This window comes from Brevibacterium sp. GP-SGM9, from assembly GCF_047300845.1.
Taxonomy (GTDB): domain Bacteria; phylum Actinomycetota; class Actinomycetes; order Actinomycetales; family Brevibacteriaceae; genus Brevibacterium.
Genome location: NZ_CP178563.1, coordinates 3,737,987 through 3,762,456, shown reverse-complemented (window position 1 = coordinate 3,762,456; position 24,470 = coordinate 3,737,987). Strand labels below are relative to the sequence as shown.

General features: G+C 66.7%; 20 protein-coding genes. 6 read left to right on the top strand and 14 right to left on the bottom strand.

Annotated features, from left to right (window positions below):
* Positions 1 to 133: 133 nt before the first annotated feature.
* From ACH82I_RS16820 to ACH82I_RS16810, 3 genes are all read right to left on the bottom strand, one after another.
* Complete coding sequence (locus tag ACH82I_RS16820) at positions 134 to 1,519, bottom strand: alpha/beta fold hydrolase (RefSeq protein ID WP_413334266.1); 1,386 nt, start codon at positions 1,517 to 1,519, stop codon at positions 134 to 136.
* Positions 1,516 to 2,982, bottom strand: coding sequence for a glutamate--tRNA ligase (gltX, locus tag ACH82I_RS16815; protein WP_413334264.1), 1,467 nt, complete (start codon positions 2,980 to 2,982; stop codon positions 1,516 to 1,518). The genes ACH82I_RS16820 and gltX overlap by 4 nt, the downstream gene beginning before the upstream one ends.
* 147 nt (positions 2,983 to 3,129) lie before the next feature.
* Entirely contained in the window at positions 3,130 to 3,936 is an 807-nt protein-coding gene (locus ACH82I_RS16810) for a fumarylacetoacetate hydrolase family protein (RefSeq protein ID WP_230745016.1), read from the bottom strand.
* 73 nt (positions 3,937 to 4,009) lie between these two features.
* On the opposite strand from ACH82I_RS16810, the gene ACH82I_RS16805 reads away from it, so the two are divergent.
* The 3 genes from ACH82I_RS16805 to ACH82I_RS16795 all read left to right on the top strand — a co-directional run bounded on the left by ACH82I_RS16805 (position 4,010) and on the right by ACH82I_RS16795 (position 8,872).
* Positions 4,010 to 6,808, top strand: a complete 2,799-nt coding sequence (locus ACH82I_RS16805) for an ATP-dependent RNA helicase (protein WP_413334262.1) — start codon at positions 4,010 to 4,012, stop codon at positions 6,806 to 6,808.
* Positions 6,805 to 7,725, top strand: coding sequence for a 3-methyladenine DNA glycosylase (locus tag ACH82I_RS16800; RefSeq protein WP_413334260.1), 921 nt, complete (start codon positions 6,805 to 6,807; stop codon positions 7,723 to 7,725). The genes ACH82I_RS16805 and ACH82I_RS16800 overlap by 4 nt, the downstream gene beginning before the upstream one ends.
* 64 nt (positions 7,726 to 7,789) lie before the next feature.
* Positions 7,790 to 8,872, top strand: a complete 1,083-nt coding sequence (locus ACH82I_RS16795; protein WP_413334258.1) for a zinc-binding dehydrogenase — start codon at positions 7,790 to 7,792, stop codon at positions 8,870 to 8,872.
* Positions 8,873 to 8,884: 12 nt separating this feature from the next.
* On the opposite strand, the gene ACH82I_RS16790 is transcribed toward ACH82I_RS16795, so the two are convergent.
* The 6 genes from ACH82I_RS16790 to ACH82I_RS16765 form a co-directional block, all read right to left on the bottom strand.
* On the bottom strand, positions 8,885 to 9,316 hold the full coding sequence (locus ACH82I_RS16790; protein ID WP_413334256.1) for an HIT family protein: 432 nt from the start codon (positions 9,314 to 9,316) through the stop codon (positions 8,885 to 8,887).
* A 7-nt stretch (positions 9,317 to 9,323) separates the two neighbouring features.
* Positions 9,324 to 9,902, bottom strand: a complete 579-nt coding sequence (locus ACH82I_RS16785) for a CG0192-related protein (RefSeq protein WP_413334254.1) — start codon at positions 9,900 to 9,902, stop codon at positions 9,324 to 9,326.
* A 93-nt stretch (positions 9,903 to 9,995) separates the two neighbouring features.
* Positions 9,996 to 10,781, bottom strand: a complete 786-nt coding sequence (gene thyX, locus ACH82I_RS16780) for an FAD-dependent thymidylate synthase (protein ID WP_413334252.1) — start codon at positions 10,779 to 10,781, stop codon at positions 9,996 to 9,998.
* A 41-nt stretch (positions 10,782 to 10,822) separates the two neighbouring features.
* Positions 10,823 to 11,680 (bottom strand): Type 1 glutamine amidotransferase-like domain-containing protein, encoded by an 858-nt coding sequence (locus ACH82I_RS16775; protein WP_413334250.1) that lies wholly within the window; start codon positions 11,678 to 11,680, stop codon positions 10,823 to 10,825.
* A complete protein-coding gene (locus ACH82I_RS16770; protein ID WP_413334248.1) occupies positions 11,677 to 12,756 on the bottom strand; it encodes a biotin/lipoate A/B protein ligase family protein in 1,080 nt (359 codons plus the stop codon). Before ACH82I_RS16770 ends, ACH82I_RS16775 begins: the two co-directional genes overlap by 4 nt.
* Positions 12,757 to 12,872: 116 nt before the next feature.
* The gene (locus tag ACH82I_RS16765) at positions 12,873 to 15,023 is read right to left on the bottom strand and encodes a prolyl oligopeptidase family serine peptidase (protein ID WP_413334246.1); all 2,151 of its coding nucleotides are present in this window, start codon (positions 15,021 to 15,023) and stop codon (positions 12,873 to 12,875) included.
* Positions 15,024 to 15,152: 129 nt separating this feature from the next.
* Between ACH82I_RS16765 and ACH82I_RS16760 the strand changes: the two genes are divergently transcribed.
* Positions 15,153 to 15,950: a siderophore-interacting protein gene (locus tag ACH82I_RS16760; RefSeq protein WP_413334244.1), complete on the top strand. Its 798-nt coding sequence runs from the start codon at positions 15,153 to 15,155 to the stop codon at positions 15,948 to 15,950.
* 67 nt (positions 15,951 to 16,017) lie between these two features.
* Here the strand turns inward: ACH82I_RS16760 and ACH82I_RS16755 are convergent, their stop codons facing one another.
* The 5 genes from ACH82I_RS16755 to ACH82I_RS16735 form a co-directional block, all read right to left on the bottom strand.
* Complete coding sequence (locus ACH82I_RS16755; RefSeq protein WP_413334242.1) at positions 16,018 to 16,305, bottom strand: hypothetical protein; 288 nt, start codon at positions 16,303 to 16,305, stop codon at positions 16,018 to 16,020.
* 216 nt (positions 16,306 to 16,521) lie between these two features.
* Positions 16,522 to 18,168 (bottom strand): DUF222 domain-containing protein, encoded by a 1,647-nt coding sequence (locus tag ACH82I_RS16750; protein WP_413334240.1) that lies wholly within the window; start codon positions 18,166 to 18,168, stop codon positions 16,522 to 16,524.
* 166 nt (positions 18,169 to 18,334) lie between these two features.
* On the bottom strand, positions 18,335 to 19,822 hold the full coding sequence (locus tag ACH82I_RS16745) for an MFS transporter (protein WP_413334238.1): 1,488 nt from the start codon (positions 19,820 to 19,822) through the stop codon (positions 18,335 to 18,337).
* Positions 19,823 to 20,053: 231 nt separating this feature from the next.
* Positions 20,054 to 21,145, bottom strand: a complete 1,092-nt coding sequence (locus ACH82I_RS16740; RefSeq protein ID WP_413334237.1) for a branched-chain amino acid aminotransferase — start codon at positions 21,143 to 21,145, stop codon at positions 20,054 to 20,056.
* Positions 21,146 to 21,418: 273 nt separating this feature from the next.
* The gene (locus tag ACH82I_RS16735) at positions 21,419 to 22,456 is read right to left on the bottom strand and encodes a 3-isopropylmalate dehydrogenase (protein ID WP_413334235.1); all 1,038 of its coding nucleotides are present in this window, start codon (positions 22,454 to 22,456) and stop codon (positions 21,419 to 21,421) included.
* 290 nt (positions 22,457 to 22,746) lie between these two features.
* On the opposite strand from ACH82I_RS16735, the gene ACH82I_RS16730 reads away from it, so the two are divergent.
* Positions 22,747 to 23,598, top strand: a complete 852-nt coding sequence (locus ACH82I_RS16730) for an HpcH/HpaI aldolase/citrate lyase family protein (RefSeq protein ID WP_230745000.1) — start codon at positions 22,747 to 22,749, stop codon at positions 23,596 to 23,598.
* Positions 23,595 to 24,419: a phosphatase PAP2 family protein gene (locus ACH82I_RS16725; RefSeq protein WP_413334233.1), complete on the top strand. Its 825-nt coding sequence runs from the start codon at positions 23,595 to 23,597 to the stop codon at positions 24,417 to 24,419. Before ACH82I_RS16730 ends, ACH82I_RS16725 begins: the two co-directional genes overlap by 4 nt.
* Positions 24,420 to 24,470: the final 51 nt, after the last annotated feature.

Below are 24,470 nucleotides of genomic sequence, written 5' to 3'. Positions count from 1 at the left end.
CCCGGGGACAAATCTGCGGGGCTCATTTTCCTGTGACGTTCTTAACATCGCAGGGCGCATCCCAGGTCCCCTGCCGGTTCCCCGCGCAGCCCCCACCGCACTTCTCGTCGCGGCAGAGGCTCCGCGCCCCGCCTCAGTCCCGTGCCAGGGAGATGAGGCGGTCGAGAACTCGGTAGCCGTCGGCGCGCAGGCCGTTGTGCTCGTATTCGTTCGTCACCCAGGCCTTGACCCCGCCGAGGTGCTCGGCGGTGGCCAGCGAATGCTCGACCGGCACATACGCGTCCTCGAAGTACACCGCGGCCGCACCACGGACCGGGGAGGCCTGTAGCGCAGAGACGTCGTAGAGCCTCGGCCACTGCCGCCCGGCGACGAGCTCGGCCACCTCGGCGAAGGGTGTGAGTTCCGGATCCTCGTGCAGGGATTCCGGCCCCGCGTGCTCGCCGGCCAGCAGGGTCGGATCGGCACGCACCTCGGCGGGCATGGCACGCCTGGCTGCCCAGTTCGTCACCGTGCCGTCGGCCCAACAGGCTTCGTGGACCACGGCATAGAGCGGGTTCCGCCCGGAGAACGGCAGCGCCGCAGCCAGGTCATGACGGAAAGCCGCCGAGGCGGGGTCGAGGTCGAGCAGATAGTGCAGCTTCTCGGGCCCGTCGGAGGCACCGAGGAAGTGCCCGAGGAGACGCAGCCGTTCCCGGCTCGCGCGTGCCCCGCCCGGCAGGGCGAGTCCGCCCTCGGTCTCGGCGAGATCGACGAGGCGGGACAGCTTCTCCCGGTCACCCGGGAAGTCCCGATAGAACTGCTCGGACTTCCGCTGCATGCCCGCCCAGGTCCGCGCGTAGATCTCTGCCGGGTCGACGCCGATCGCGGGCAGTCCCCCGGTGAAGTACACCTCGTCCAGCGACTCCGAATGGGCTGAGACGTAGCGCAGTGCGGTGAAGCCGCCGAACGACTGTCCGAGCAGCGACCAGGAATCGATCTCGAGAGCCGCGCGCAGGACCTCGGCGTCTTCGACGATCGAATCGGCACGGTAGCGTCCGAGCGCCTCGGCGATGTCGGCAGGCTCTTCGCCCGCCCAGTCGAGGCCGGTGATTCGACCCTCGAGGCAACCGATCGGACTCGACTTCCCGGTCCCCCGCTGGTCGAACATGACGACCTGGAAGTCCTCGAGTGCCCGCGCCAGCCACGAGCCCTTGCCGACCGGAGTGGTCGGCCGGGGTGCCTCGACCCCGGGACCGCCCTGGAGGTAGACGAGGTAGGGCTTGGTGCTCTCGGCCTCAGAAGCGACGATCCGGGCGAAGAGCTCGATGGTCCCCGGCCCGACGGTCGAGGAGGCACCGACCGGTTTCGCCGAGACCGGCGCCGCCAGAGAGGCGGCCGCAGACCGCGCCCCGCCCCTGCCGAAATGGTCGAAGGGAACGTCGACTCTCACGTCCCGCAGGTGCAGTCCCCCACGGGTCCAGGTCTCCTGGGTCAGATTCGTCCCCTGCTTCCCACTCCGTGTCGGGTCGGGTCCGGTCACAGCTGCGCGGCCAGTGCCCGCAGGCGCGTCAGAGAGGAGTCCTTGCCCAGGATCTCCATCGACTCGAACAGCGGCGGGGAGACCTTGCGTCCGGAGACGGCCACCCGCAGCGGCCCGAAGGCCAGGCGCGGTTTGATCTCCATCTCGTCGACGAGCTTCGCCTGCAGCGTCGAGTGCAGGGTGTCGGTCGTCCAGTCCTCGAGCCCGTCGAGCACCTCGAGGGACGCGGCCAGCACCTCGGGTGCGGAGTCCTTGAGCGTCTTCAGCCCATCCTCGGCCATCGTCAGCTCCGCGTCGGGAGTGAAGAAAAACGCGAGCAGGTTCGGAGCCTCGGCGAGGAGGTTCATCCTCGTCTGCACGAGCGGCGCAGCCTGGTCGAGGATCGCCAGCTGCTTGTCCGTCGGAGACTCAGGCAGCACCTCGGCGGCCTGGAGATAGGGAACCAGGCGGTCACGGAAGTCATCGGCGTCGAGGAGGCGGATGTGGTCGGCGTTGATGGCCGTGGCCTTCTTCACGTCGAAGCGGGCCGGGTTGGGCAGGACGTCGTGGATGTCGAAGGCCTCGACGAACTCCTTGACGCTGAACACGTCCCGGTCCCGCGCGATGGACCAGCCGAGCAGGCCGAGGTAGTTGATCATGCCCTCGGGGATGAAGCCGTTGTCGCGGTGGAGGAACAGGTTCGACTCCGGGTCGCGCTTGGACAGCTTCTTGTTGCCCTCGCCCATGACGTAGGGCAGGTGGCCGAACTCGGGGGTCGCCGCGGCGATTCCGATGGCCTTGAGCGCCTCGTAGAGCGCGATCTGACGCGGAGTCGAGGACAGCAGATCCTCGCCGCGCAGCACGTGTGTGATGCCCATCAGCGCATCGTCGACGGGGTTGACCAGGGTGTACAGGGGCTGCCCGTTGGCCCGGACGACGACGAAGTCGGGGATCGTACCCGCGCGGAAGGTGATCTCCCCGCGGACGAGGTCGGTGAAGGTGATGTCCTCGGCGGGCATGCGCACGCGCCACACAGGTTCGCGGCCTTCGGCTCGGAAGCCGGCGATCTGTTCCTCGGTGAGGTCGCGGTCGTAGCCGTCGTAGCCGAGCTTGGGGTCGCGTCCGGCGGCCTTGTGCCGGGCTTCGACCTCCTCGTTGGTCGAGTAGGACTCGTAGATGTGACCGCCGGCCTTGAGCTTCTCGATGACGTCGGCGTAGATCTCACCGCGCTGGGACTGGCGGTAGGGGCCGTCGGGGCCGCCGACGTCGATGCCTTCGTCCCAGTCGAGGCCGAGCCACTTCATCGCCTCGAGGACCTGTCCGAAGCTCTCCTCGGAGTCGCGGGCGGCGTCGGTGTCCTCGATGCGGAAGACGAACTTGCCGCCGGTGTGCTTGGCATAGGCCCAGTTGAACAGGGCGGTGCGGACCATGCCGACGTGCGGGGTGCCTGTCGGTGATGGGCAGAAACGAACTTTGACGCTCACGATTGTCCTTCTGTGTTCGGGTGGTGCGAGTCGGTGGCAGTGGTGTGAGTCAGTGGCAGTGGTGCGAGGCGGTGGCGGTGATGGAAGACGGTGGCTGTGGTGCCGATGCCGGGCGGGCCCGGAGCCGGCGGTTCCGCGGGGGTCTCCTCAGGCGTCCATGACGGGATTGGAGAGCACGCCGAGGCCTTCGATGGCGATGTCGACGCGGTTGCCTGCCACGATCTGACCGACCCCTGCCGGGGTGCCGGTGAGGATGACGTCGCCGGGCAGCAGTGTGATCGTCTCGGACAGGTGCTCGATGAGCGTGGGAATGTCGAAGATGAAGTCCGCAGTGGTGCCGTCCTGCTTGAGTTCGCCGTCGACCCAGGAGCGGATTCCGAGGTCGTCGACCTCGAGCGAGGTCTCGATCCACGGACCCAGCGGGCTCGAGGTGTCGAAGCCCTTGGCCCGGGTCCACTGCTTGTCCGAGCGCTGAATGTCGCGCAGAGTCACATCGTTGCTCGCGGTGTAGCCGAGGACATGGTCGAAGGCGTTCTCGGCCTTCACTCCCTTGGCGACGCGGCCGATGATGACGGCGAGTTCGGCCTCGTAGGAGACGTATTCGCTGATCGCGGGCAGGCGGATGGGATCGCCGGGGCCGATCACCGAGGTGTTCGGTTTGAAGAATGAGAGCGGGGACACCGGCACCTCGTTGCCGAGTTCGGCCGCGTGGTCGGCGAAGTTGCGTCCCACGCCGATGATCTTCGACCGCGGGAGGATCGGTGAGACCAGGCGGACGTCGTCGAACTTCAGCCTCTCACCCGTCGATTGGGCTGGAGTGAAGAAGGGGTCCGAGTCGAGGACGGCGATTTCGAGACCCGTTGTGTCCCAGTCTCCGTTCTCGATCGCAGGGACTTCGCCTTCGACGACGCCGTATTTGGGTTCGTCCTGGTGCACAAATCTGGCAATACGCATGTGCCCCAGTCTAGTCAGTGCTCCCCGGTGTCCGCGCGCGGGGATTTCCGACTCGAGCTGAGAGACTGGATGCATGTCCCATCCGCCATCCGCACCAGGCCCGCGATCCTTCGATCTCGAGAGCATCGGATCCGGTCTGCCGGCCGCCGCGCTCATCGAAGAGATGAGAATCGCCGAGGTGGGCCGCTTCCCCCGCATGGTCGTCGAGGCCCCACCCGGTTCAGGCAAGACGACCCTGGTGCCGCCGCTCGTGGCTGAGCAGCGCCCCGGTCGCGTCGTCGTCACCCAGCCGCGGCGGATGGCCGCCCGCGCCGCGGCCAGGCGGCTGGCGGGACTGACGGGGACCCGCCTCGGCGAGGACATCGGGTTCACGGTTCGCGGCGAATCGCGGACTTCGGCGCGCACACGCATCGAATTCGTCACCACCGGCGTGCTGCTGGCCCGCCTGCTCCGCGATCCCGAGCTGTCCGGTGTCGGTGCCGTCATCCTCGATGAGGTGCACGAACGGCAGCTCGACACCGACCTCACCTTCGCGATGTGTCGGGAGCTGATCGATCTGCGCGAGGACCTCAGCCTCGTGGTGATGTCGGCGACCCTCGACGCCGCCTTGTGGGCGCGGCGTCTGGGCACTCCGGAATCGCCTGCGACCCATCTGTCGGTGACTGCCGAAGTCCACCCCTTGGAGGTGCGCTGGGCACCTCCGCAGCGGCGAGGTCTCGATGCCCGCGGGGTGACCAGGGATTTCCTCGACTATGTGGCCTCGACGACGGTCGACGCCGTGGGCGCGCACCCCGAGGGCGATGTCCTCGTCTTCGCCCCCGGCGCCCGGGAGGTCGAGGAGATCGCGTCCCGAGTCCGCTCGCGGATGTCCGGTTCGTCGGGCGGGCCAGGCGGCGGGCTTGGCGGGTCAGACGGGTCGCACAGCGGGTCGGACGAACCTGTCGTCCACACCCTCACCGGACGCACCCCGGCCAAGGAGCAGGACGCGATCCTCCGACCCCACGCCGAGGCGGCCGGTCGTCGCGTGATCGTCTCGACCTCGGTCGCGGAGTCCGCGCTGACCGTGCCCGGCGTGAGCATCGTCGTCGATTCCGGGCTTTCCCGCGGCCCCCGACTGGACACGCGGCGGAGAATGTCCGGCCTGGTCACGCAGCGGGAGTCCAAGGCTTCGGGGACGCAGCGGGCCGGGCGCGCCGCACGTCTGGGCCCGGGCATCGCCTACCGGTGCCTCTCGGAAGCGGACTGGGCGAGTCTGCCCGAGCACACTCCGCCGGAGATCGCGACGAGCGATCTCACCGCGGCGGTGCTCGCGATCACCGTGTGGGGCGGAGATCCGAACCTGCTGCCGGATCCGATGCCCGTGGCACCGTACCGGCTGGCGGTGGAGAATCTGCGCGCGCTCGGCGCGGTCGAGCCCGAGGCTGCAGGGTTTGGGACGGCCGAGCCCGAGGCTGCCGGGTTTGCGACTCCCGAGCCTGAGGCCGGCGAGCGCCTGACCCCCACCGAACTCGGGCGTGCCATCGCGCGGATCCCGGCTTCCGTGTGGTCGGCTCGGGGACTCCTCGACGGAGCGGCGATGCTGTCCGCGCATGAAGCCGCCGAGGCGATCGCGGTGATGGAATCCGAACAGCGCGCTCCCGGGGCCGACCTCCTCGCTCTGCTCAGGTCTCTGCGGCGCAGCAGAGACCCGCGCTTCGCCCAGGACGTCAAGCGGTTCGCGGGACTCGCCGCCGAGTTCGGGGATTCTAACTCGGGGCGCACGACCGCGGAGCACCGGTCTCTGCGCGCCGACGATCTCGGCCTCGTCACCGCGCTGTCCTTCCCGCTGCAGATCGCCAGGCTGCGCAGCTCCTCTGCGTCGGAGTACCTGCTCGCCTCGGGAACCGCGGCCACGCTGCCCCGCGACTCTTCACTGCAGGGCAGCGAGTGGCTGGCGATCTCCGAGGTCGGACTAGCCGGCGACCGAGCCGTGATCAGGGCGGCCGCGGTCATCGACCAGGACACCGCCGAACTCGCCGGTGCCGGACTGCTCGTCACCGAGGAGTCGGCAAGTTTCGCCAAGGGGAAGGTGCGAGCGGTCCGCCGCAGCCGCCTCGGCGGGATCGAACTCACGGCCACCCCGATCACGCCCACACCGGAGCTCGCCCGGGAGGCCATCGCCGCCTCGGTCGCCGAACGCGGTGCCCGGGAAGTGCTGCGACCGTCCGAAGCCTTCGAATCGCTGCGCGCCCGGATGGGTCTCCTCCATGCCGTCTACGGTGATCCGTGGCCGGATGTGCGGTGGACGCATCTCTCGCGGACGCTGACCGACTGGTGCCAGGCGGCACTCGACCGGATCGCGAAAGGGTCTGACCCGGCCAAGGTTGATCTCGTCTCCGCGCTGCGGACCCTGCTGCCTTGGCCCGAGGCTGCCCGGCTCGACGAGCTCGCCCCGTCCGAGATCGCGGTGCCCACCGGGTCGCGGATCCGCCTCGACTACCCGGATCCCGATCAGGCCGTGACCAATGGCAGCGCCGGCGGAAACGACACCGATAGCGGTGGCGACCCCGCCGATGACGACACCGAGGACGGGTACCCTGCCGACGTCACCACTCCGGAGAGCCCGGTGCTCGCGGTCAAACTCCAGGAGTGCTTCGGCTGGCAGGCCACGCCGAGCGTGTGCGAAGGCCGGGTGCCGGTCATCCTCCACCTCCTCTCCCCCGCACGCCGACCTCTGGCGGTGACCAGTGACCTCGCTTCCTTCTGGGCCAATGCGTACGCCCAGGTCAGGGCCGAGAACCGCGGACGCTATCCGAAGCACCCGTGGCCGGAGGATCCGCTGACCGCGCCCGCCATGCGCGGGACCAAACGGTCTGGGACAATGAAGCGGTGACTTCCGCACCTGTCCTCGACCGCCTCGGCGCCGGTTCTGTGCTGCCCGCTTCTGAGTGGCGAAGCCTGCGCGATGACCACGAGGCCGAAGTCAGCGCGCGCACGGAGGCGCACATCGCCCGACGCATGAACGGGCAGAAACACCCGGTCGAGGATTTCCTCTTCACCTACTATCCGTTCAAGGTCGGGCAGCTGGCGAAGTGGAATCCCGGCGTCGGGGTCCGCCTCGAACTCGAGACCGAGGATGACCGCGCCGCTTTCGACCGCCGCTGGTACCGGACCGGCCCGACAGGCGATTTCGCCGAGGTGGACCTCGAGTCCTGGCGCACCGACCGGGGCGATGGGGCGAAGTTCATCGCCTCGCTGCTGGCCTCGACCCTGCACCGGGAGGCGAACTTCGGCTGCTTCGGCATCCACGAATGGGCGATGGTCTACCGGCTGAGCGAAGAGGAACGTCGGCATCAGCAGGTGCCGCTGCGACTGAGTCCCGCCGAGACCGACGCCGTGGTCGAGGGCCATCGCATCCAGTGCTCGCACCACGATGCCTTCCGCTTCTTCACCGAACCGGCCCGACCGCTCAACACCCTGCAGCCGAGCAGACAGGGCATGGTCGCCAACGAACAGCCAGGCTGCCTGCACGCCGGAATGGACCTCTACAAGTGGGCGATGAAGATCGGACCGATCGCCCCGTCGGCCCTCGTCATCGACTGCTTCGATCTGGCACTCGACATCCGCACCCTCGACATGGAGGCCTCCCCCTACGACCTGCGCGGCTGGGGCTACGGCGTCGTCGCCGTCGAGACCGCGGCGGGCAAGGCCGAATACATGACCCGGCAGCGCGAATTCTCCGTACGGGCCCAGGCACTGCGGCAGCGTCTGCTCGATGCGCTCGCGGGAGCCGGAGTGCACCCGCGCTGAGGCGGCTCAACCACGTCGTGGACGCGCTCGCCGTCTCCGGGTGAGCATGTCTACGATCGTCGCTATGCGTGCCATCGTCTTCGAAGAGTTCTCCGTCCGTCCCGAGCTCCGGGAGATCGCCTCCCCCACGGCTCCCGATTCCGGCGTCATCATCGACGTCGAAGCCACCGGAGTCTGCCGCAGCGATCATCATGCCTGGTCAGGTCATGATTCGACGATCGCCCTGCCCCATGTTCCCGGGCATGAGCTGGTCGGTCGGATCGCCTCGGCGGGATCGTCCGTCAGCGATTTCCACGTCGGTCAGCGGGTGACCGTGCCCTTCGTCTGCGGCTGCGGGGCATGCCAATGGTGTGAGTCCGGGAATGCGCAGGTGTGCCCGAACCAGACCCAGCCGGGGTTCACTCATTTCGGGTCCTGGGCCGATCAGGTCGTCATCCACCACGCCGACGTCAACCTCGTCGCGGTGCCCGAAGATCTGCCCGCTGCGAGCGTCGTCGGGTTGGGATGCCGGTTCGCCACCGCCTTCCACGGGCTCCGGGTGCGCGCCGAGCTCAAAGCGGGTGAGACTGTCGCGGTGTTCGGCTGCGGCGGGGTCGGACTCTCGGCGATCATGATCGCGCGGGCGATCGGCGCCGAGGTGGTGGCCGTCGACGTCAATGATGCCGCCCTCGACCGGGCTCGCCGGCTCGGGGCGAGCAGGACCGTGAACGCATCGGACCTGAGCCCGGAGGAGCTGTCCGCCGAGGTGGTCGCCCAGTTCTCCGATGACTGTCCCGACGGTGTGGCGGTGACGGTCGATGCGCTGGGTCGGGAGGACACGATCCGGGCGGCCATCGGGTCCCTGGCGCCTTTGGGCAAGCACGTCCAGATCGGTCTGCTGGCCGGCCCTCCGGTGTTCGACATGCCGCGGGTGATCGGGCTCGAACTCAGCGTCCTCGGTTCACATGGGATGGCTGCGGCTGAGTATCCGGAGCTCCTCGAGCTCGTCATGGCCGGCAGCCTGTGTCCTCAGGATCTGGTCACGAACATCATCGGCCTCGATGAGGCGCCCGCCGCGATGGAGGCGATGGGCCACAATGCCGGCCCCGCGGCCGGACCGCTGGCGGGTCCGGCGGCCGGGATGACGATCATCGACCTCGGTCGGTGATGGTCGTCGCGGTCACGTCTCCAGCGCGGGTCGCAGCGAGGCCGCCAGCGCCCTGATGGTTTCGTGGTCACCGGGCACACCGGGTTCGAAGGGCAGGCGCAGCCTGTCCTTCGTCTGATCCCGGTAGCGCGGGATGACGTGCATGTGGAAGTGGAACACCGACTGCCACGCATCGGCCCCGCAGCAGTTGAGCAGATTGACCCCGTCGGCACCCCAGATTTCGACGACGGATCGGGCGATCCGCTGGGACTCGAGGGCCACCTCGGCGAGATCCTGGGCCGGGATGTCGAGCAGATCCGTGCTGTGGGCCTTCGGGATGACGAGCAGATGCCCGTCGGAGGCAGGCTGGATGTCCATGAACGCGAAGGTCGTCTCGGTCTCGGCGATCGGCGCGCTCGGTGCCTCACCTGCGACGACCTGGCAGAAGATGCAGTTCTCGGCCATCCGGGCCTCAGACCATCACGGCGAGGACGACCGAATGCGGCTGGCCCTCCCAGCGGCCCAGCAGGAGTCCTGCCTCGGTGGCTTCGAGCGGAGAGTCGAGGGTGAGTTCGTGGAGCAGGTCGACGTCGCCGGCTCCGGGCAGGGGGCCTGTGCCGAAGGCGTGGGCCACCTCGGTGATCTCTTCGAGCTTGTTGCCCTCGGCGTCGACCCGGTACTGCTTCGCCGAGGTCTCGGCGGTGGCGATCGCGTGGTCGAGACGCTGCCGGAAGAGCGGGTCGCCCATTCCCGCGTAGACCCAGCGCGTGCCGAGGATCGAGTGCTCCATGGTCGTGATGAGGTGCTCTTCGGCGCCCTCGAGCGGGGCTTCGCGATAGCTCAACGGCACTTGGAGCGTCCGGTCGCCGCTGCGCACGATATGGACCTCGAGGCCGACCTTGCCTGCCGGGTCGTCGAACCGATAGGCGCTGACCTTCTCCAGCGGTGCGGCGTCGAGATCGAGCCCAGCGGCCCAGTCCTGCTCGGCCACCCATTCGGTGATGATCTCGAGCTTTCCCGGGTTGAGCTCTGCCGTGTGGATGTCAGCCATGACGTGATCCTTCTCAGTATTTGCTTTGTTCGGGGCTTGCGGGTGGAGTTGAAGCCCTTGCGGGTCGGGCTCGACCCCCTGCTGGTGCCGGGCTCAGGCCTTGCGGGTGCCGGGGATCCATTCCCCGTCGACGACTTCGTAGTCGTCAAAGATCGCCGGGGCCTCTTCGAGCATGGCCTCACCGATCTTGTTGAAGACGAGCCGGATCTCCTCCTCGGCGCCCTTCGCGGTGCGCATCTCGATGACGTGGCGCAGGGAGCGGAGGTTCGCGGTGTAGACGATGCCGGTGGCCAGGCCCTCGGGGGCGAAGCGGCGCATGAAGGAGGTCATGTGCTTCTTGTGGGAGAACTTGGTGCCCTCCTCGTCGAGTTCGAAGTGCTCGGCCATCCACTTCTGGTGCTCCTCGAGGGTGTCGAGGACCTTGAGGCTGCGCTCCATCAGCTCGGAGTCTTCGCGGGCCCATTCGGGGAACCAGAACGGAATGTCGGCCAGACGCACATAGCGCAGGGACTCCTGCGAGAACGCGGATCCCGCGCGGTGGCGGATGAGCTCATGCGTGAGGACACGGGAGACGTTGTGGAGGACGAAGGTGAAGTTCGCGTGCTCGAGGACGGAACCGTGCTGCGAGGCGATGACATTACCCAGGTACTGGGCGGAATCGGTGCGCACACGGGACACGTTCGGGTTGAGTCCGGGCTCCCAGGACCGGTAGCACATGCGTCCGGAGAACTCGAGGAGATCCTCGGCGTCGGGGGAATCGGCTCCTTCGACTCGATCCGCCCAGGACGTTCCGCCCACCTCGTCGAGGTATGTCCTCATCGACTCCCAGTCGATGCTGGGCTTCGCGAGCAGTTCTACGGACGGTTCGACCTGGCGCATGGTTCTCCTCGTGCAGGGGACGACGTGGTTGACTCCCAATCCTACAGTTCAGGGCTCCGCTCGCCGAGGTGATTCCGCAGTTCCGGGTCAATCGTTTCGTCCGGTCCGGTGATGCGGTCGGAGGCAGCCGTCTGGTCCGACCCTGGTGGCTGGCCCAGCACTGTCGGCTTACCGGGCCCCGGCGGCTGGCCCGGACTCGTGATCCAGTGCGCCTGCGCGTCCGGGGACTCCGTGATCACCGAGGTGGCCACCCCATCGTCAAGGACTACGGCGGCACCATCGTCGATGCCGAGGCCGGGGCCAGGCAGTGCCTGTTCTGCGATCCAGGTGCGGAAGCTCTCCGCCCGTCCGACTTCACCGTGGAAATGCGGGCAGACGCTGCCGGGCAGGAATCCCAGTCCGTCTGTGAGCGGGGCAAGAGGCCCGAAGGAATCGGTGGAGGAGCTTTCGAACCAACAGTTGGCTCCGGCGCTGATGCCCGAGAGAATCGTGCCCGAGGCGGCGGCCTCGCGCATGATCTCGACGACGCCGTGACGGCGCCAGAGTGCCAGCAGGTTCACCGTCGAGCCGCCGCCGACGTAGACGAGGTCCATGTCGAGCAGCATCCGCGGGTCTTGGTAATCCCAGTAGCTCTGCCCGAACAGTGAGAGCACATGGGTTTCGGCACGATCGGCGAAGGCGGCTTCGAAGCGGCGGATGTAATCGGGGCTGTCGCCCGAGGCGGTGGGCACGAAGCAGACGCGGGGCAAAGGCCTGTTTGCCGCCGCCAGCAGCCAATCATCGATCGCCGATTCCCCGGTCACCGACATCGAGAACCCACCTCCGCCGAGGGCGACGATCCTGCCGCGGAACCCTGAGCCGGAGGTCACGACCGCCTCGGCGGGGTGGGGTCGACTCACGGGACCCTGTGCGTCCACTTCTCGGTGCCGAACTTCTCGGCCACGAGGGTGCGCGCCTTCTCCAGCTCCGCCTCGGTGTAGGTGTCGTAGTGCGCCCCGTAGCGGTCGGCGAAGGTGGCGGCCATGACGTCGATGATGTCCTTGCGGGCCTCACCGGTCTGGCTGCGCAGGGGGTCGACGCGCTTCTTCGCGCTCGAGACGCCCTTGTCGGAGATCTTCGCTTCCCCGATGCGCAGGACTTCGACCATCTTGTCGGCATCGATGTCATAGCTCATCGTCGCGTGGTGGAGCAGGGTCCCGTCGCGCAGCCGCTTCTGGGCGGCGCCGCCGATCTTGCCCCCGGTCGACGAGATGTCGTTGATGGGTTTGTAGAAGGCTTCGACGCCGAGGCTCTTCAGCGCCGCGAGCACCCACTGGTCGAGGAAGACATAGGACTCCTCGTAGTCGAGCCCGGCGACAAGGGCGGGTGGGACAAACATCGAATAGGTGATGCAGTTGCCGCCCTCCATGAACATGGCTCCGCCGCCGGAGATGCGGCGCACGACCTGCACTCCGTGCTTCTCCACGCCTTCGGGGCGCAGTTCGTTGACGTAGGACTGGAAGGCGCCGATGACGGTGGCGGTATCTTCCCATTCCCAGAAGCGCAGGGTCGGCTTGCGTCGGCCGGCGGCCACCTCTTCGAGGAGCACTTGGTCGAGGGCGACGTTGAGCTGGGTGGGCAGGACCTCACCGCGGATGACCTGCCAGTCGAAGTCGGTGAAGTTCGCCGCCGAGCCGAGCGCACGACGGACGACCGTGGCGATGTCGGAGGTGGAGAATCCGTGCATGGCCAGCTCGGATCCATAGCCGGCCAGCGCGGCGTCGAGACGCTGTCGCAGAGCCGCGTTGTCCGCGGTGACGCTGGCCCCCACGAGTGCCGGGGCCAGATCGAAGTAGGCCTCCTCGGGTTCGAGGAAGAAATCGCCGGAGATCTTCACCCCGGTGATGACCGTGCCGTCGGTCTCCACATCGGCGACCACGAGTTTGCCGCCGATGACCTTGTACTCGCCGTGAAAGCGCTGATTCTCGTTCGTCATGATGCCAACGCTACGCTCGGGCGGCGCCCGGAGGCTGTGAAATCGCTCACTCGTGCCGTCACAGTCATGCTCACTCTCCGCTCACGCCCTGACCATTCCTCCCGGCACTCCCCTGCTCACTCGCCTGTCAGCGTGTTCCACAGGAAGCGATAGCTCAATGCTCGCGTGAACGCGGTCTGCTCATTGTCCGAGGCCGCCGCGTGCCCACCTTGGGTGTCTTCGTAGAACCACACGTCTGCGACTCCCTTCGACTGCATCCGGGCGGCCATCTTCCGCGCCTGCACGGGTCCGACTCGGTCGTCCGAGGTGGCCGTCCAGAACAGCACGGGCGGGTAGTCGGTGTCGTCTGCGAGCAGGTGATAGGGCGAAAAGGCGCGGATGAATTCCCAGTCCTCGGCCACGTCCGGATCCCCGTATTCGGCCTTCCACGAGTAGCCGGCGCTGAGCTTCGTGTAGCGGCGCATGTCGAGCAGCGGAACTCCGCAGGAGATTGCGCCGAAGAGCTGCGGATATTGGGTGAGCATGTTGCCCACCAGCAGTCCCCCGTTCGATCCGCCGGCGCAGGCCAGGCTCGTCGGACTCGTCACGCCCCGGTCGATGAGGTCGCGGGCGACTGCCGCGTAGTCCTCGTAGCAGCGCATCCGGTTCTCCCGCATCGCCGAGGTGTGCCATGCCGGCCCGTATTCCCCACCGCCGCGGATGTTGGCGAGCACGTAGACGCCGCGTCGACCCGCCGAGGTGGTTCGACCGAGCCATCCGATGCCGACGACGGGCGAGTAAGCGGGGGTTCTGCTGAGTTCGAAGCCGCCGTAACCGTCGAGGAGGGTGGGATTGGCACCGTCGAGTTCGAGGCCTTCGGCCCCGATCTGGAAATAGGGCACCTTCGTGCCGTCGGCGCTGGTGGCGAAGTGCTGTTCGACGCTGAGGCCCTCGGCCGGGAACAGCGCCGGGGCGGACTTGATCACCTCGGCGTCGAAGCCGTCCTCGCCGAGGCGGCCGTGAGACAGTGTCGACGGTGTGAGGAATCCGGTACTGATCATCCAGAAGTCGTTGGCGGTCGACTCGTCGTGTCGGTCCACGGCACCGAGCCCGACCATGTGGTTGGCGGGGACTCCGGACAGGGGGCGGGCGGAGAAATCGTCGTTCGGGTCGAGGACGACCAGCTCCGACTGCACATCGGAGAGCAGTTCGAGGACGAGGAAGCCCCTGGTCCAGGTGAAGGACTGCAGCGCGGTGTGGGCATCGGGTGCGAAGATCACGCGCGGGGCGATGGTGCCTGCGCGCACCTCGGCGATGTCGGCGATCGCGAGTCCTCCGGCGGGCACCGTGACGGTCTCACTGTTCCACTCCGACTGGGGGCGGAAGAGCACGAAGTCGCGTTCGACACCGACTTCTACGTTGCTGGGCACGTCGACGGTGGTCAGCGCCTTCTCCCATGCGGATGGCTCCTGGGAGAGCGCCCCGTCCATTCCTCTGACCTCGTCGATGTCGAGGACGCTCGTTGAAGTATTGAAGAAGTCGATGGCGTCGATGATGACCGCTCGGTCGGTGTGCTCCGCTTCGGGGCTGATATCGCTGCCGAGGAAGATGGCAACGTGATCGCGGGGCACCTCGGCGACGATCTGCGCTTCGCTCACGTCCTGTCCGCGTTTGAGTACGCGGGCCTGGCGCGGGTAGGAGGAGGTGGTCAATGAGTCTTCGTCGGTCTCGGTGGCGACGAGGAGAGTGTCGTCGTCGAGCCAGGCCAGACGCGTCTTGGCGGAAGGGATGTTGAACCCGCCGTCGACGAAGGTCTTCGACTGAAGATCGAACTCGCGCACCCGGTGGGCGTCCCCGCCGTCGGGTGAGAGAAGGACGAGCGCCCTGCGGCGGTCGCTGCGTCGGACCATGGCACCGGCCCACACCCACGGCGTCTCTTCGACGCGGCCGAGCTCGTCGAGATCGAGCAGGATCTCCCAGTCGGGTGACTCGGTGAGGTAGCTCTCCCACGTGGTGCGACGCCACACGCCCTTGGGGTTGGTCTTGTCGCGCCAGAAGTTGAAGTAGTGGTCGCCGAGTTTGGCGACCATCGGGATCCGGTCATCGGAGTCCAAAGCCGTGCGGAGGTCACCGGCGAGCGAGTCGAACAATCCGTCGCGGAAGCGGTCGAGCGTCTTCGCATTCTGCTCTTTGACCCATGCGAGCTGCTTCTCGCCGTGGATGTCTTCGAGCCAGAGGTTCTCATCCTCGGGTTCTGGGCTGAGGTCCTGTGCTCCATCGTTGCGCATGGGGCCATGCTATCGGTTGATCGTCGGACCTGTTGACTTCTCAAACCGGCTTTGTCTACTGTCCATGAGGTAAGCCTCACCTATTCATCTCTGCCGTCGGACCTTCTGCGGCAGCGAAGGGAACCGATCATGCCCACAATCTCCGTCTCCCATTCCGATTCGGGGCTCATCCTCGCCGAGGTGAAACGGACGGATCGTGTGAGTCCGCATATCATCCGTGTGACTCTGGCCGGTGGAGATCTGGGCAGCTTTGCGTACAGAGGCTTCGACCAGTGGTTCCGTCTGGCTCTCCCGGTCCGGACGAATGACAGACTCGACAATCTGCCGCAGCGATTCGGATTCGGCGGTCTGCTGAAGTTCCTGACTCTGCCCAAGGGCACCCGCCCGGTCATTCGCAATTACACCGTCCGTCAATTCCACGAAGGCACCGGCGAGCTCGATATCGACTTCGTCGTCCACGGCACGGAGGGCGTGGCGGGGCCGTGGGCGTCCACTGCCCAACCCGGCTCACCGGTCGCCCTGATCGATCAGGGCTGCGGCTGGTCCCCCGTGCCGGCCGAGAAGTCGCTCATCGTCGCCGATGAGAGCGGTATGCCGGCGGCCTTGGGAATTCTGCGGGACATGCCTCGCGAGGCCGTCGGCGACGCCATCATCGAGATCTTCGACGAACGTGACAAGCAGGACGTCGAGGCACCCGACGGGATGGACGTCCGATGGGTGATTCGCGATCCGGACGCGCCCCCCGGTTCGCAGGCCCTGCCCACGCTGCGTGGGCTTCCTCTTGCCGAGAGCCTCTATGCCTTCGCCGTCGGGGAGTCTGCTCTGGCCACCGGCACACGGCGGCACCTGGTCAACGACCTTGGCATCCCGAAGTCGAACATCACCTTCTGCGGGTACTGGCGCGTAGGCAAAGCCTCACCGAGCTGAGCAGGTGCCGGGTCCGCGTTCGGCGTTCAGCGTTCAGCGTTCAGCATTCAGCATTCAAGAGCACGATTCAGAGTACAGGCGGACGGAACATCACGAGCCCCGGCTGTCCGTTCGGTGCCTGCGGTCCGTGTCCGAGTTCGACGAACCCGAGGCTGCTGTAGATTCGCCGAGCGGGCGAATCGATGTCGTCGGTCTGCAGCCAGCAGGCGTATCCGCTGACACCCCCGAGCCATCCTTCCAGGGTGCGCCGTCCGATCCCGGTCGACTTCCAGTCGGGATCGCGCGCCAGCAGGTTGAGCGCATAGGTCCATTCGAGGTGAGGGGCGGCATCGCCCAGGCTCTCGTTCAATTTCATAGGCCCATGAGTAGTTCTGTTCCTGCCAGGACCAGAAATGTCCGTAGGCGAACGATCTCAGGTGGCCGTTCGACCGTGTGAGAGCGGCGAGGACTTGACCGTCGCGGACACATCGTTCATAGCTCCCACACTAGCCATGTCCAAGAGCAGTTGATTGAACTCGAGGTGACATTCCGTCACATCCCGTTGCCCTGGTCTCCCTCGCCGCTGACCTGATCACTCTCGGTGTCCGGCTTCCTGCAATCGCCTGGTGAGGAGTCGCTCGGCCGGACTCGGTCCTCCGTCGGGGCGAGGACGCAATTCCTCCCTGAACCACATATCTACGCCGATGGTCCGACCGAAGATTTCGACGGTCGAGCTCTGCTTCCTGCCGAACCGGGGAATCGCCAGCCACCTGGGGATGACCTCCGAATCGAACCGGTCTGGCACATTCGAATTCTTCGGCCCGGCGGATTCTGGTCCCGGTGGCCCGTGCGCTTCCGTCCCCGGTGGGCCAAGTGGTTCCGACTCCGGTGCGCCGGCCGCACCCGGCTCCGGCGGTCCGGTCGATCCCGGTCCCGGCGGTCCGGTCGAACTCTCGACGACGAACTCATCGACTACCTCGCCTTCGACGTATTTGGGATCCGGCGGTGCGATCGCATGGGTCCCGGCCCCATATTTGTGTCCGGTGGGTGTGGTGACCACCAACCTGTCGGCAGTTGCCTCGTGGCGCCAGCCGGTGAGTTCCTTCGCGTAGTTGCAGGCTGCGCACAGACCTGACGCGTTGTCCCACCCGGTCGCTCCCCCACCGGCGAAGGAATCGACATGATCGGCGTGCTTGATCTGCGCCTCACACCAGGGTGATCTGCAGACATCGTCGCGGATGATGACCATACGTCGAAGCAGTCCGGTGAACTCGCGGCGCCTCGAGTCCATGCGGACGAGCTGTCCGTCAGTGGGCCTCGTGTAGAGCCTGCGGAGAAACACCTCTGCTTCGTTCGCGGCCACGAAGTTCCTGGCCGACTCTGCGGGTATCGGCCCGAACCCGGGGAACCAGGCAGGGTCCTCACCCGCTGCAAAGAGGCTGCTCTCGTTCATCACGACATGCACCTCGGTCGGAATCGCCTCGGCGCCCTCTTGCCCTGTCAAACGCTGAACGAGCAGATCTGCCATGAGCTGGGACTGCGAGTTGCCCTCGGCCTGGCCGGTCCCGATCAGGGATTGCGCCGACCTGCTCAGGTTCGCATAGGCCGCAACCGCCTGCGGCATGGGCAGAAGCGCGGTCAGGTAGGCCATGTTCCCCGGTGCCGGACGCACGGTCACAGTACGCTCTTCGGTGCGTCGTTCGAGATGATCGACCGCCGCCTTCTGATCGAGCTTCTGCGCCAGCGCACGGACTTCGTTGCCGAGACGACGGATACCCACTTCGGCGAGGCGCTCGCTCATCCGCTCGTCGACTTCCTGTCGCTTCTCGCGGGGCAGCCAGGTGGTCTCCTTGACCACGATGCGCGCCTTCTCCTCCGAGATGGTCCCGCTCTTCAGCGCCGCGAAGGTGTTGGGCATATCCATGATCAGAGTGCGGGAGAAGCCGAGCAGGGCGCTGCCTCGTGCCCGTGAGACCCGGCGGGCCAGGGCGACCTCGGCCCCAAGCCCACGCCCTTGCTTCTTACTAGGCACCCCGTCAACGGATTCGCGATTTCTGCGCAGCATGTCGAGGGTGAGTGCTTCTCGTGCTTGGATGGCGGCGCTTGTCGAGTTCAGTTCCTCGATTGCGGTGATCCGGTCGATGGCCTCGGCCTCGGTCGCCGCTGGCGGCAGAGAGGACAGTTCTTCACGCCACCGATGTATCTCGGCGACTGTATCTGAAACCGTCTCTGCTTCCATGCCCACCACACTAGACCTCGGCACTGACATGACTTTTCTGGCGAGCATCGCCCGAGGTCAGAGGCCGAAGGTGGGGACAACCGGTCAGCGCGGACGAGCGCGGAGAGTCCCGTTCCGACGGGGCGCCGCCGGCCCTCCCATTCCGAACGAGCGAAGCCGGAGAGCCCTAGCTCAGCCGCTCCCCCGTGGTCTCACGCGCAAGCAGTCCCATGAGGACGACCGCGACTACGACGAGCAGTCCGGTGAGGACGAATGTCAGCGTCAGTCCGAGCACCGGCCACATGAAGGCGCCGAATACGAGCGGAGCGATGCCCGTCGCCACTCGCGACGCGGCGGAGGCCCAGCCGAAGCCGGAACCGCGCAGCCGCGTCGGATAGAGCTCGGAGACGTAGGTGTAGAGCGTCGGAATCGCGATCTGCACGACGAAGCCGAAGCCGATGATGGCTGCCCTCGCGCTCCACGTGAGCTCGGCACCGGAGGCCTCGATGAACACCGCCGAGACGACGAGCAGCACGGCCGCGATGATCGACGTCACACCCAGTACCCACTTGCGTCCGAAGCGCTCGACGATGAGCGCAGAGACCACGACGCCGAGGATGCCGACTGCAGTCATCGAACCAGTCACCAGGAACGCCGCCTGATCCGCCAGCCCCTGCTTCTTGAGGATCCCGGGAAGCCATGTCAGTGCCGCGTAGTAGACAAGGAGGACGGACACGAAGAGTGCCCACGAGACGAGAGTCGTCTTGGCCGAGTGCTGCCAGAGTTGGACCAACTGCCCGGTGGCGGCTCGGAGATGCCTGCTGACCGGGGCGGCAGACGGAGATTGACCGGCGCCCGCAGCACTCGCGGTACCAGCGGCGCCGACAGCACCAGCAGCTCCGCCGGCGCCCGCAGCACCGGCACCAGCAGAACCGATGCCACCAGCGACACCGGGCGCGTCATGGGTCCACTCGCTCACCTCGGCGCCGGTGCGCTTCACCAGGCGGGCGATGACGGCGTCGGCCTCGGCATAACGGCCGACCGAGGCCAGATAGAGAGGTGATTCTGGGATTCCGAAGCGCACCGCGACGGTGAGCAGGGCAGGCACGATCATAACGAGCATGATCAGCCTCCAGTCGCCGAAGCCGAGCAGCCACGCGGAGACGAAGGCGCACAGCGAGGCACCGATCGGCCACCAGCCGTCCATCGCGGTCAGCACCCGCCCACGGTGACGGCTGGGCGTGAACTCGCCGACGAGGGCGTAGTCGACGGGGATGCATCCGCCGAGCCCGAAACCGGCGAGGAAGCGGAAGAGGATGAACCATCCGAAGGCCGGAGAGAACGCGCCGGCGATGGTGAAGATCGAGAAGACGAGGAGGGTGAGGGTGAAGGCCTTCTTCCGGCCGATGACGTCGGCGATGCCTCCCCAGATGAAGGCGCCCAAGGCCATGCCGATGAGATTGGCTGTGGCGATCCATGCGGCCTGGCCGACGCTGAGGTCCCAATGATCGCTGAGCAGCGGAATGAGGAATCCGTTGAGCGCGACGTCCCAGGCGTCGAACATGAATCCCAGACCGCCGATGAGGAAGATGGCACCTTGGGTGCGCCATTTCCACGGCAGGTGGGCGATGACTTCGGAGGCGGTCGGCACAGACGCCGAGGTGGTGGTGGACACGACCACACAGTACCCCATTTAACGCAGAATTGAGTAAATGGGAGGCCGGTCGAGACCGCCCGAGATCACGGAGCGGGTGCAGTGGCCAGAATGTGACGAAGGCGGGCACCGCGATCAATGTCGCAATGCCCGCCCCGTCAGCGGCATCTGCCCAGTCAGCGGTGCCCGCCCCGCCAGCGGTGCCCGCCAGAACTCTGCTCCGAACTCAGCTCAGCGCGCGAAGCCCGAGCCTCAGGCCAGGCGCACCAGCCAGTTGTTCGTGTCCTCGGCGCGACCGTACTGGATATCGAGCAGCGTCTTGCGCAGCTCCATGGTCTTCTCGCCGGCGGTCTCACCATGGTCGATGGTGAAGTCCTCGCTGACGAGCTTGCTGATCGGAGTGATCACGGCGGCGGTGCCGCAGGCGAAGGCCTCGACGATCTCGCCGCTGGCCGCTCCTTCACGCCATTCCTCGACCTCGATCTTCCGCTCCACCGGCTCCAGGCCGAGCTGCGGTGCCAGATCGAGCAGCGAACGACGGGTCACGCCGTCGAGGATTGTGTCGCTCAGACCCGGGGTGAGCAGCTTCCCGTCCTTCGTCACGAGCATGAGGTTCATGCCGCCGAGCTCGTCGATGTACTTGTTCTCCTCGGCGTCGGTGAAGAGCACCTGCTGGCAGCCCTTGACCGCGGCCTCATTGGTCGGCACCAGCGAGGAGGCGTAGTTGCCGCCGCACTTGGCGAAGCCGGTACCGCCGGCGCCGGCCCGGTTGAGCGTGGTCGAGAGCCAGATCGACAGCGGCTTGATGCCGCCGGCGAAGTACGGTCCCGCCGGGGAGGCGATGACGTAGTAGTCGACCTCGTGGCTGGCCCGCACGCCGAGGAATCGCTCCGTGGCGATCATGAACGGACGCAGGTACAGGCTCGACTCATCGGCTTCCGACTCCGGCGTCGGCACCCATGCCTGATCGAGCGAGACCAGCGCCTTGAGCGAGTTGATGAAGTCCTCTTCGCTCAGCTGCGGCAGCGCGAGGCGCTCGGCCGAGCGATTGATGCGCGCGGCGTTGCGTTCGGGACGGAAGGTCCACACCGAGCCGTCGGCGTGCCGGTAGGCCTTGAGGCCTTCGAAGATCTCCTGCGCGTAGTGGAAGACCGCGGCCGCGGGGTCGAGCACGAGTGGACCGTAGGGCTTGACCTCGTGAGCCTGCCAACCATCGTCGATCGTGTAACGGATGTGAGCCATGTGATCGGTGAAGTACTTCCCGAATCCGGGGTCCTTCTTGATGTTCTCGCGCACCAGCTCGGGTTGCGGCTGGAGATTCTTAAGAACGGCAAATTCAGTCATCGGAACTCTTTTCTCATGTGTGATGAGTGACACTGCCAGGGTAGTCCATCACCCCGGTGCACGTCGCACCGGGGTGATGGCCCCTGACCGTTCGGTCGGGTGTGTTCGTTCGCCGAGGCGGCCCCTCGTTCCGTCGTCCCCGACAGAGAGGCTCGGCCCCGGTTCTCAACCGGGCTCGGCTCACGTGAGCTCGGCCTGGGTGAGCGTGGTCCGGGTGAGCTCGGTCCACGTTCTCAAGTGAGCTCGGCCCGAGTGGGCTCAGCTGAGGTGACCTCAGCCCAAGCGGGCGGCGATCGCGTCGCCCACCTCGGTGGTGGATCGCTTGGTGCCGTCGCGGTCCGCGAGGTCGGCTTCCACTGCGGCCTCGATCGACTTCGAGACCACGTCGAGGCCGAGGTGAGAGGCCATGAGCGAGGCCGAGAGGATCGAGGCTGTGGGATCGGCGATCTGCTTGCCGGCGATGTCGGGAGCTGAGCCGTGGATGGGCTCGAACAGGCTCGGCGCGGTGCCTTCGACATTGAGGTTGCCGGAGGCGGCCAGGCCGATGCCGCCGGTGACCGCTGCCGCGAGGTCGGTGAGGATGTCGCCGAACAGGTTGTCGGTGACGATGACGTCGTAGCGGGTGGGGTCGGTGACCATGTAGATCGTGCAGGCGTCGGTGTGCTCGTAGTTGACGGCGACCTCGGGGTACTCCGCGCCGACCTTCTCGACGACGCGGCGCCACAGGTGTCCGGCGTGGACCATGACATTGTGCTTGTGCACATAGGTCAGCTTCTTGTTCCGCGACTGCGCGCGCTCAAAGGCGTCGCGCACTGCCCGCTCGACGCCGTACCAGGTGTTGACCGAGACTTCGGTGGCCACCTCGTTGGGAGTGTCCGTCCGCACCGACCCGCCCATTCCGGTGTACGAGCCCTCGGTGCCTTCGCGGACGACGACGAAGTCGATCGCGCCGGGGTTCGCCAGGGGGCTGGTCACACCGGAGAAGAGCTTCGAGGGACGCAGGTTGACCGCGTGGCCGAGGCCGAAGCGCATCTTCAGGATGACTCCGCGCTCGAGCACTCCCGACGGTACGCTCGGGTCACCGCAGGCGCCGAAGAAGATGGCGTCGTGGCCCCGCAGGGATTCGAGCTCCTCGTCGGTGAGCGTCTCACCGGTCTCGTGCCAGCGCTTGGCGCCGACGGTGTAGTCGGTGAGTTCGAGCTCCACGGGGTCGCCGGAGACCTCGATGGCACGCTGGAGGACCTTGAGACCTTCGGGGACGACTTCGTTGCCGATTCCATCACCGGGCATGACTGCGATTGAGAACTTCATGGTCACAGACTAGAACTCATCTCACGATACAACTAGCACGTCCTACTATTCGGACACCACCGACGGGCGGCACCCGGCCGCGGCCGAACGGCCGCCGGCAAGAGGATCTGCGATGGGAACGGTGCGGCGCGGTGGGTGCACGGTTCACGCACAGTGAGAACATGAACAATTTCACGCCGCAAACCCGGCTCCGGACTACACAATCGTCGCAGAAGAGTCGAAGATGGAGATAGCACCCCGACAAACCCCGCAGGGGCGGCAAATCCAGTCTCCCGAGAGAAAGTCGATCATTGACAGACACCATCCGCAACGCACGAGCCGCAGCCCTTCCCGCCAAACTCTCTCGCTCCTGGCTGCTCGTCAATGCGGCGAAGGAGGAGCTGTTCACCCCTGCACAGACCTCCGAAGCGGATTCAGTCATCTTCGATCTCGAAGCCTCCGTGGCCGATGACAAGAAGCTCGAAGCCCGCGACAACGTCGTCCGTGCCCTCGAGAACGGCATGTCCGCGTGGGTGCGCATCAACAAGATGGGTTCGGAGTTCTGGGACGACGATCTCGCTGCGGTCGCCATGCTGCCCGGCCTGCGCGGAGTCATGCTGCCCGAGACCGAGCGTCCGGAGCAGGTCTCATACACCGCCATGCGCGCCAAGGCAGGCCTGCCCGTCATCGCCCTCCTCGAATCCGCGCACGGAGTCGAGAACGCGACCAAGATCGCCGAGGCCCCCGGCACCTTCCGCATCGCCTTCGGCACGAATGACTTCCGCAAGGACACCGGTTTCTCCGGTGACCCGATGGCCCTGGCCTACGCCCGTTCGCGGCTGACCATCGCCTCCCGCATGGGCGGGCTGCCCGGTGCCATCGACGGTCCTTCGGCCGCCGATGCCGATGACGAGCAGGTCCGCAAGGACGCCGAGGTGACCCACATGATGGGCATGACCGGCAAGCTCGTCCTCACCGTCGACCAGGTCAACACCCTCAACGATTCGATGAGCCCGAGCGAGGACGAACGCCACTGGGCCCGCCAGATGCTCGCGGCCGCCGAGGGCGGCTCGGAGATCACCGACGGCTCGTACCTGCCGCGTCTGGCCCGTGCGAAGAAGATCGCCTCCCTGGCCGACACCTACGGCCTCTGGAACGCTTGAGTCCGGAAGGTTCGTCCGGCTCGAACGAGCCGGGCGAACCAGGCGAACAGGTCGAACCGCCCGAACCGCTCGGACCGGACGAGCCGGGCGGACCAGCACACGGGCCACAGCAGACGATCCGACAGCCCACGTGGCTGCTCCTGTCCACACTGCCCGCGATCCTGCTCGTCGCTGCCTTCGGACTCTGGCTGCACCTCGACGTCGTCGGCCCGACACTGGTCGACCGGGCGTGGCTGGATATCGTCGGCCTCACTCCGGGCACTGCCCCCTACCATCTGGCGGTGATCCTCGCCGTGGTGGGCGGGGGCACCGGGGTTGTGATCTGCACCGGTCTGCTGATCGCCGTCTTCGTCCTGTTCCGACGTTTCAGAACAGCGGGATTCCTCGCCTCGGCGATGCTCATCGGCATCGTACTCTCGGAGCTGCTCAAAGCGGTCGTCACCCGGATCAGACCCACCGATCAGCTCTACGACTCCCTCGGCTGGTCCTACCCCTCGGGGCATTCGATGGGCGCAGCAGCACTGGCGGTGAGCCTTGCGATCATCGTCGCACGCTCGCGCATGCTCACACTCGTCTCGCACGATGAGCCAGGCGACGGCGCGCTGCCGCGCCTGCGCTTCCACTGGTCGATGCTTCTGGCGCTGGCCTGGGTGCTTGTCATGATGTGGTCGCGCACCGCACTGCAGGTCCATTGGCTCTCGGACACGATCGCGGGCGCCCTCATCGGGATCTCGGCGGCCGTGCTCGCCGATGAGCTCTGGACGTGGATGACGACGAAGTCACAGAACGCGAAGACCCGGCCATCTCCGCGGCAGAGATGACTCTGCAGAGATGACCGGGCCTTGACGATCGAAGCTTGACGACCGGGCGTT

Bases quoted from the DNA above. Each gene is read 5' to 3' on its own strand.
- ACH82I_RS16810 (WP_230745016.1), bottom strand. From the start codon at position 3,936: ATGCGTATTGCCAGATTTGTGCACCAGGACGAACCCAAATACGGCGTC.
- ACH82I_RS16805 (WP_413334262.1), top strand. From the start codon at position 4,010: ATGTCCCATCCGCCATCCGCACCAGGCCCGCGATCCTTCGATCTCGAG.
- ACH82I_RS16795 (WP_413334258.1), top strand. From the start codon at position 7,790: ATGCGTGCCATCGTCTTCGAAGAGTTCTCCGTCCGTCCCGAGCTCCGG.
- ACH82I_RS16790 (WP_413334256.1), bottom strand. From the start codon at position 9,316: ATGGCCGAGAACTGCATCTTCTGCCAGGTCGTCGCAGGTGAGGCACCG.
- ACH82I_RS16785 (WP_413334254.1), bottom strand. From the start codon at position 9,902: ATGGCTGACATCCACACGGCAGAGCTCAACCCGGGAAAGCTCGAGATC.
- thyX (WP_413334252.1), bottom strand. From the start codon at position 10,781: ATGCGCCAGGTCGAACCGTCCGTAGAACTGCTCGCGAAGCCCAGCATC.
- ACH82I_RS16770 (WP_413334248.1), bottom strand. From the start codon at position 12,756: ATGACGAACGAGAATCAGCGCTTTCACGGCGAGTACAAGGTCATCGGC.
- ACH82I_RS16765 (WP_413334246.1), bottom strand. From the start codon at position 15,023: ATGCGCAACGATGGAGCACAGGACCTCAGCCCAGAACCCGAGGATGAG.
- ACH82I_RS16760 (WP_413334244.1), top strand. From the start codon at position 15,153: ATGCCCACAATCTCCGTCTCCCATTCCGATTCGGGGCTCATCCTCGCC.
- ACH82I_RS16755 (WP_413334242.1), bottom strand. From the start codon at position 16,305: ATGAAATTGAACGAGAGCCTGGGCGATGCCGCCCCTCACCTCGAATGG.
- ACH82I_RS16750 (WP_413334240.1), bottom strand. From the start codon at position 18,168: ATGGAAGCAGAGACGGTTTCAGATACAGTCGCCGAGATACATCGGTGG.
- ACH82I_RS16740 (WP_413334237.1), bottom strand. From the start codon at position 21,145: ATGACTGAATTTGCCGTTCTTAAGAATCTCCAGCCGCAACCCGAGCTG.
- ACH82I_RS16735 (WP_413334235.1), bottom strand. From the start codon at position 22,456: ATGAAGTTCTCAATCGCAGTCATGCCCGGTGATGGAATCGGCAACGAA.